The organism is Streptomyces sp. MNU76, assembly GCF_020982545.1.
In the GTDB taxonomy this organism is placed as follows: Bacteria; Actinomycetota; Actinomycetes; order Streptomycetales; family Streptomycetaceae; genus Streptomyces.
The window spans coordinates 1-6,715 of sequence record NZ_JAJKLK010000025.1 but is presented as its reverse complement, the minus strand read 5'-3'; the positions used below and the strand labels follow the sequence as shown (position 1 = coordinate 6,715).

The 6,715-nt window shown below is 68.3% G+C and carries 5 protein-coding genes and 3 pseudogenes; 1 reads left to right on the top strand and 7 read right to left on the bottom strand.

Translation table 11 applies throughout. From position 1 onward, the window contains the following. Positions 1–506: pseudogene (locus tag E4N62_RS40760) on the top strand (ABC transporter ATP-binding protein); the annotation flags it as partial. Between the two features lie 13 nt (positions 507–519). On the opposite strand, the gene E4N62_RS40755 reads toward E4N62_RS40760, so the two are convergent. The 7 genes and pseudogenes from E4N62_RS40755 to E4N62_RS40720 form a co-directional block, all read right to left on the bottom strand. Continuing rightward, entirely contained in the window at positions 520–867 is a 348-nt protein-coding gene (locus E4N62_RS40755; protein ID WP_230222912.1) for a transposase, read from the bottom strand. Between the two features lie 2 nt (positions 868–869). Further along, positions 870–1,139: a hypothetical protein gene (locus tag E4N62_RS40750; RefSeq protein ID WP_230222910.1), complete on the bottom strand. Its 270-nt coding sequence runs from the start codon at positions 1,137–1,139 to the stop codon at positions 870–872. Positions 1,140–1,189: 50 nt separating this feature from the next. Further along, complete coding sequence (locus E4N62_RS40745; protein ID WP_230211441.1) at positions 1,190–1,660, bottom strand: helix-turn-helix domain-containing protein; 471 nt, start codon at positions 1,658–1,660, stop codon at positions 1,190–1,192. A 193-nt stretch (positions 1,661–1,853) separates the two neighbouring features. After that, positions 1,854–3,131: an IS701 family transposase gene (locus E4N62_RS40740; RefSeq protein ID WP_230213238.1), complete on the bottom strand. Its 1,278-nt coding sequence runs from the start codon at positions 3,129–3,131 to the stop codon at positions 1,854–1,856. Between the two features lie 115 nt (positions 3,132–3,246). Next, a complete protein-coding gene (locus E4N62_RS40735) occupies positions 3,247–4,827 on the bottom strand; it encodes an IS1182 family transposase (RefSeq protein ID WP_230222914.1) in 1,581 nt (526 codons plus the stop codon). A gap of 171 nt (positions 4,828–4,998) precedes the next feature. Further along, a pseudogene (locus E4N62_RS48360) lies at positions 4,999–6,272 on the bottom strand (IS701 family transposase). Between the two features lie 69 nt (positions 6,273–6,341). After that, positions 6,342–6,677, bottom strand: a pseudogene (locus E4N62_RS40720) (transposase); the annotation flags it as partial. Positions 6,678–6,715 lie beyond the last annotated feature (38 nt).

Genomic DNA, 6,715 nt, shown 5'->3' with positions numbered 1-6,715 from the left:
GTCGAGTTGACAGTCCAGGACGCCGTACGGCTGCCCGTGTCCCGCACCGCCGAGCGTGGTCGCCCGCCTCGCGAGCCGACGAGGAGGCCGTCCGCACGGCCCTGGCCCGCACGGGTCTGGCCGACAAGGCCCGCCGGTCCTGGCACACCCTGTCGGGCGGTGAGCGCCAGCGGGTCCAGATCGCCCGCGCCCTCGCCCAGGAGCCGAGCGAACTCCTCCTGGACGAGCCCACCAACCACCTCGACATCCAGCACCAGCTCGCCCTGCTGACCCTGATCCGCGAACTCCGTCTGACCAGCGTCGTCGCCCTGCACGACCTGAACCTCGCCGCCATGTACTGCGACCGACTCGTCGTACTGCGGCAGGGCCGCGTGGTGGCCGCCGGGACCCCGCACGACGTCCTCACCGAGTCCCTGATCGCCGACGTCTACGGCGTACGGGCCACCGTCACCGCCACCGGCCCCGACGAAGGACCCCACATCCGCTTCCTGGGCCCGCTGCCCTAGTAGACTGTCGCGGCTAGTTTTTGGGATAGAGGTGGCGCAGTTTGATGCGTGCGTCGTGGGTGGTGAACTGCCAGTTCACCTGACGCTGGTCGGTGTTGGTGGCGTTCTGCCAGGCTGAGAGTTCGGTGTTGAGGGTGTCGAGGTCGCTGATCCGGCGGTCGAGGCATTGCCGGGTCAGTGCGGAGAGTTCGATCTCGGCGATGTTGAGCCATGACCCGTGCTTGGGCGTGTGGTGGATCTCGAGGCGTTGGGCCAGGGCGAATGCCTCTTCGGGTTCGAACGCCTCGTACAACGAGGCGATGTTGTGGGTGTTGAGGTTGTCCATCACCAGCACCACGGTCTCGGCGTCGGGGTAGTCCACGCTCAGTAACTGTTTGACCTGGCGGCCCAGTCGATCCGGGTCCGCCGGGACAGTGCCTGAACGCGACGCCACCCGCGCAGGGGTTCGACCCACACGAAGATCGAGGACGTGCCGCAGCGGATGTACTCGCTGTCCTGGCGGGCGTCGTGACCAGGGCGGGCCGGGAGTGGGTCGCGGGCATCGCCGAGGAGCTGGTAGGGCTTCTCGTCCATGCACACCACCGGACGTGCCGGGTCGTAGGGCCGGGCATAGACGGCCAGCACGTCTTCCATCCGGGCCGCGAACTCCGCGTTCGCCCGGGGTGGGATGGTCCAGCACTTTCTCAGGTGAGGGCGCAGTTCCGTTTTTTTAAGACCCGCCCGATGGTGGAGTGGTCCAGATCGGGGATGTCCTCGGCCAGCGCGACATGTTTCTCCAGCAGCCGCAGCGACCACCGGGTATGGCCCTGGGGTGGCTGTGAGCACGCCATCGCGATCAGCCGGGCTTCGACCTCGCCGGTCACCGGCGAGGGCACCGGTGGGAGGTCGCGCTTCTTCCGCGCGATCGTGGCGTGCACATCGCCACCGGTCTCGGCGAAACGCTTGGCGACCAGCCGTAACGTCTCACCGGAGACGCCGAGCCGGGCCGCGATCACCGCCTTGGGATCCACGTCTCCCACCGAGGTGTCCAGTGCTAGCAGTACACGCGCACGCATGATCATCGAGGCCCCACGAACACCCGTGGTGGTCACCCGGACCAACTCCTCACGATCCTGCGGTGTCAACCTGACCGGCCGCTTCTTCTGTGAACCCATGACGACAGTCCTGTCCGGCAAAGGGAAGGAGGAACCCACCAGACACCAGCCTCCCAACCAGACACGCCACAACTAAGCAGCGACGCACTACTAGTAGGGCTCCGTTAGGTTGCTCTGGCTCTTGGGTTCTGGCTGGTGGTGGATGTTCTGGGCAGCGGGCGGTGGCAGGTGGTGCAGGTGCCGGTCCAGCAGTTCAGCAGGTCCTGGATGGCGTCGAGGATCTGGTAGAGGGTGAGTCCGCTGTATCGGCTTTTGGGGACAGGCGCTGTTCGGTGAGGAAGGCGTGGGCGGCGGTGACCAGGGTGACGTGGTGGTGCCAGCCGTTCCAGGAGCGGCCCTCGAAGTGGTCCAGGCCGAGGCCGTGCTTGAGTTCCCGGTAATCGTGCTCGATGCGCCAGCGGATCTTGGACAGGCGGACCAGTTCGGTGATCGGTGTGTCGGCGGGCAGGTTGGACAGCCAGTAGTCGGTGGGTGCTTCGGCGTCCTGGGGCCATTCGACCAGCAGCGTCACCTCGGGCAGGACACCGTCCCAGTGGCCGTGCTCGGCAGTGGCGGCGGCTTGGGCCAGACGGCGGGCCCTCACCCCGGCCGGCCGCACCCGCAGCGCCAGAAAGCGTGAGTGCATCGGCCCGCGGGAGCCTTCACGCCAGGTCACCTCGGTGAACGCCTGCCGTCCGTGCTCCTGAGCCAGCGCTGCCACCGAGGACGGCTTGTCCCGGTAGCGGGGCTGCGGCCTGCGACCGTTCCCGGACCAGGCCGGGGCGGTGGGCCGCACGTCGTGCGGGTGGACCGTCACGTCCGAACGGACCGCCACGACATAGCCGATGCCCCGCTCGCTCAGACCGTCGCGGAAGTCGGCGTTCTGCCCGTAGCCGGCGTCGGCCACCACCACCGGCGGCACCAGACCCCACCCGGCCAGCTCATCGAGGATGTCCAGGGCCAGACGCCACTTCTCCCGGTGCCCGACCTCCTGCGGTATCCCGGTCTTCTGCCGCCGCACCGCATCGTCCGCCCACTCCTCGGGCACGAACAGCCGCCACTGCAGCGGACAGGACGCGGTGTCGGAGACCGCGTGCACACTCACCGCGACCTGGCAGTTGGCCCGCTTGCCCAGCGCCCCGCAGTACTGGCGCGCGACCGCCACCGACATCTTCCCGTCCTTGGGGAACGACACGTCATCGACCGCCCACGCCTCCGGGCCGATTCTCGGCACCATCCGCTGGGCGATCCGCCGCCGCACCGGCACCGGATCCCACGTCGACTGGTTCACGAACTGCTGCAGGTTCTGCTCGTTGCCGTCGGGCAGCCGTTCCGCCATCGGCTGGATCGACTTCCGCCGTCCGTCCAGCATCAGTCCCCGCAGGTAGCAGTCGCCCTTCGCCCGCTGATCCTTACGCGGCACCGACGCGAACACGTCAGCCACGAATAACGCCAACGTCGCCCGAGCCCGGTTCACTTCATGTGCGTCCACACCTTCAGCGTTCCCCCAAACAGGACCGACAGACAGACGTAACGGAGCCCTACTAGAAGTTCGATGAAGATCTTGGTGAGGGTTGTCCGGCCGCCAGGCCGGACAACCCCTGTGGTCATGTAGTGGCCGGTGCGATGTGCCAGGTGCCACTGGTGTGGGTGAGTCCGAGGTTGATCAGTCGGCGGAGGTTGAGGGCGGCGGCTCGGGTGTGGAGCCAGGTGTCGTTCTTGATGGTGCCGCGGTAGCGCAGGCGCCGGTTGCCGTGGTGGACGAGCCAGGCGACGGCGCGTTCGACCGGGGGCCGCCAGCGGCGGTAGTCGGCCTGCCAGCCGGGGTCGGTGGCGGCCTGGCGGCGAGCGGCTGTCTGGAGGTTGTGGTGGGGCCGGATGGTCAGGATGCGTCCGGCCCTGGCTTTGGTGCACCGCTCGCGCAGGTGGCATCCGGCGCATAGGTCCCCGAAAGAGGCTTTGCGTTGGTGGTGCTGCCCGCCGGGGTCGGACAGGGCGACGGTGTGTCCGGCCGGGCAGGTCACGACGGCCGTTTCGGTGTCGATGGCGAAGTCGTCGAGGGTGAAGCCGCCGGGGACGGCAGGCCGCAGCGGGGCGGGTTTGAGGAACAGCTGGTGCCCGGCCTCGTGGAGGGTCTGGCGGACATCGCCGGTGGAGTAGGCGGTGTCGCCGAAGACGTCCAGCGGGTTGTCCTCGTCGGCAAGCAGGTCCAGACCGACGGCGGCCTCGTGGTGTTCGGCTCCGGAGCCGGGCCGCAGGGCGACCGCGGTGTATAAGCCGGTCTCGGGCTCGATGGCCAGGTGGGCCTTGAAGCCGTCCTGCTGGTGGCTGCGCGTCTTGTGGACGTGCCGGGCTTCTGGATCGGTGGTGGAGACCATCCGGTTGGGGGCGGTGCCCCGGGTGATGCGCCAGCGTCCGTCGCGGCCGTCGGAGTCCTCGGCGGGCTCGACGTCCTGGCCGGCGACCAGGGCCAGAATGCCCACCGCGTTCGCGGCTTTCTCCGAGAGTTGCTGTTCGGGCAGGTGGCCCAGCAGCCGCAGCGCGTCTGTGACCAGGGCGTCGACCAGTTCGGCGCGGGCCTGCTCGTCGTTCCAGGCGATGCGGGGCTTGCCGGGGTCGGTGTAGTCGTGCGCGGTGCACTGGGCAGCGGCGACTGCGTCGGCGCCGGGGACCTCGCGGATCACCGCGCGGACGGCGGCGATGATCTGGGTGACGGTGTCCTGGGTGGCGACCGCGTCGTCCAGCACGGTGGAGTCCAGTGCCCGGCGGTGCTTGCCCTTGAGGACGCCGGTGGCTTTCACGACCTCGCGCACGGCGTCGAAGATCCGGTTCGGGCGGGCGGAGCGGGACAGCCGGCGGCGGAAGTAGGCCAGCAGCGACGGGTCGAATGCCATGTCGTGAAGTCCCAGGCCGCATGCGGCCTTCCAGCGCAGGTCGCACCGCAGTTCCTGGACCGTCTCGAAGTCCGACAGCCCGTGCAGGGCCTGCAAGGTGATCGCGGCGGCCAGGATTTGTGGCGGCATGCTCGGCCGTCCGTTCACCGACGGGTACATGTCCGCGAACATCTCAGCCGGGAACAACTCGCCGCGATGCTCGGCCAGGAACGCGAACACGCTCCCGGCCGGGATCAGATCCCGGCAGGTTTCCCACACGTCCGGCCCGACGGTCTCGCCGACCCACTCGCCCATCGCCACAAGACGAGTCTGGCCCTGCCGCTGACGCGGCAGGGCCAAAACCCAAGATCTTCATGAGCCTTCTAGTAGGGCTCCGTTAGGTTGCTCTGGCTCTTGGGTTCTGGCTGGTGGTGGATGTTCTGGGCAGCGGGCGGTGGCAGGTGGTGCAGGTGCCGGTCCAGCAGTTCAGCAGGTCCTGGATGGCGTCGAGGATCTGGTAGAGGGTGAGTCCGCTGTATCGGCTTTTGGGGACAGGCGCTGTTCGGTGAGGAAGGCGTGGGCGGCGGTGACCAGGGTGACGTGGTGGTGCCAGCCGTTCCAGGAGCGGCCCTCGAAGTGGTCCAGGCCGAGGCCGTGCTTGAGTTCCCGGTAATCGTGCTCGATGCGCCAGCGGATCTTGGACAGGCGGACCAGTTCGGTGATCGGTGTGTCGGCGGGCAGGTTGGACAGCCAGTAGTCGGTGGGTGCTTCGGCGTCCTGGGGCCATTCGACCAGCAGCGTCACCTCGGGCAGGACACCGTCCCAGTGGCCGTGCTCGGCAGTGGCGGCGGCGGGCCAGACGGCGGGCCCCTCACCCGGCCGCCCGCACCCGCAGCGCCAGAAAGCGTGAGTGCATCGGCCCGCGGGAGCCTTCACGCCAGGTCACCTCGGTGAACGCCTGCCGTCCGTGCTCCTGAGCCAGCGCTGCCGAGGGACGGCTTGTCCCGGTAGCGGGGCTGCGGCCTGCGACCGTTCCCGGACCAGGCCGGGGCGGTGGGCCGCACGTCGTGCGGGTGGACCGTCACGTCCGAACGGACCGCCACGACATAGCCGATGCCCCGCTCGCTCAGACCGTCGCGGAAGTCGGCGTTCTGCCCGTAGCGGCGTCGGCGACCAGCACCGGCGGCACCAGACCCCACCCGGCCAGCTCGTCGAGGATGTCCAGGGCCAGACGCCACTTCTCCCGGTGCCCGACCTCCTGCGGTATCCCGGTCTTCTGCCGCCGCACCGCATCGTCCGCCCACTCCTCGGGCACGAACAGCCGCCACTGCAGCGGACAGGACGCGGTGTCGGAGACCGCGTGCACACTCACCGCGACCTGGCAGTTGGCCCGCTTGCCCAGCGCCCGCAGTACTGGCGCGCGACCGCCACCGACATCTTCCGTCCTTGGGGAACGACACGTCATCGACCGCCCACGCCTCCGGGCCGATTCTCGGCACCATCCGCTGGGCGATCCGCCGCCGCACCGGCACCGGATCCCACGTCGACTGGTTCACGAACTGCTGCAGGTTCTGCTCGTTGCCGTCCGGGCAGCCGTTCCGCCATCGGCTGGATCGACTTCCGCCGTCCGTCCAGCATCAGTCCCCGCAGGTAGCAGTCGCCCTTCGCCCGCTGATCCTTACGCGCGGCACCGACGCGAACACGTCAGCCACGAATAACGCCAACGTCGCCCGAGCCCGGTTCACTTCATGTGCGTCCACACCTTCAGCGTTCCCCCAAACAGGACCGACAGACAGACGTAACGGAGCCCTACTAGTAGACTGTCGCGGCTAGTTTTTGGGATAGAGGTGGCGCAGTTTGATGCGTGCGTCGTGGGTGGTGAACTGCCAGTTCACCTGACGCTGGTCGGTGTTGGTGGCGTTCTGCCAGGCTGAGAGTTCGGTGTTGAGGGTGTCGAGGTCGCTGATCCGGCGGTCGAGGCATTGCCGGGTCAGTGCGGAGAGTTCGATCTCGGCGATGTTGAGCCATGACCCGTGCTTGGGCGTGTGGTGGATCTCGAGGCGTTGGGCCAGGGCGAATGCCTCTTCGGGTTCGAACGCCTCGTACAACGAGGCGATGTTGTGGGTGTTGGGGTTGTCCATCACCAGCACCACGGTCTCGGCGTCGGGGGTAGTCCACGCTCAGTAACTGTTTGACCTGGTAG

What these genes read in the sequence shown, in the direction of transcription:
- E4N62_RS40750 (WP_230222910.1), bottom strand. Translation starts at nt 1,139, where the DNA reads ATGGAAGACGTGCTGGCCGTCTATGCCCGGCCCTACGACCCGGCACGT.
- E4N62_RS40745 (WP_230211441.1), bottom strand. Translation starts at nt 1,660, where the DNA reads ATGGGTTCACAGAAGAAGCGGCCGGTCAGGTTGACACCGCAGGATCGT.
- E4N62_RS40735 (WP_230222914.1), bottom strand. Translation starts at nt 4,827, where the DNA reads ATGGGCGAGTGGGTCGGCGAGACCGTCGGGCCGGACGTGTGGGAAACC.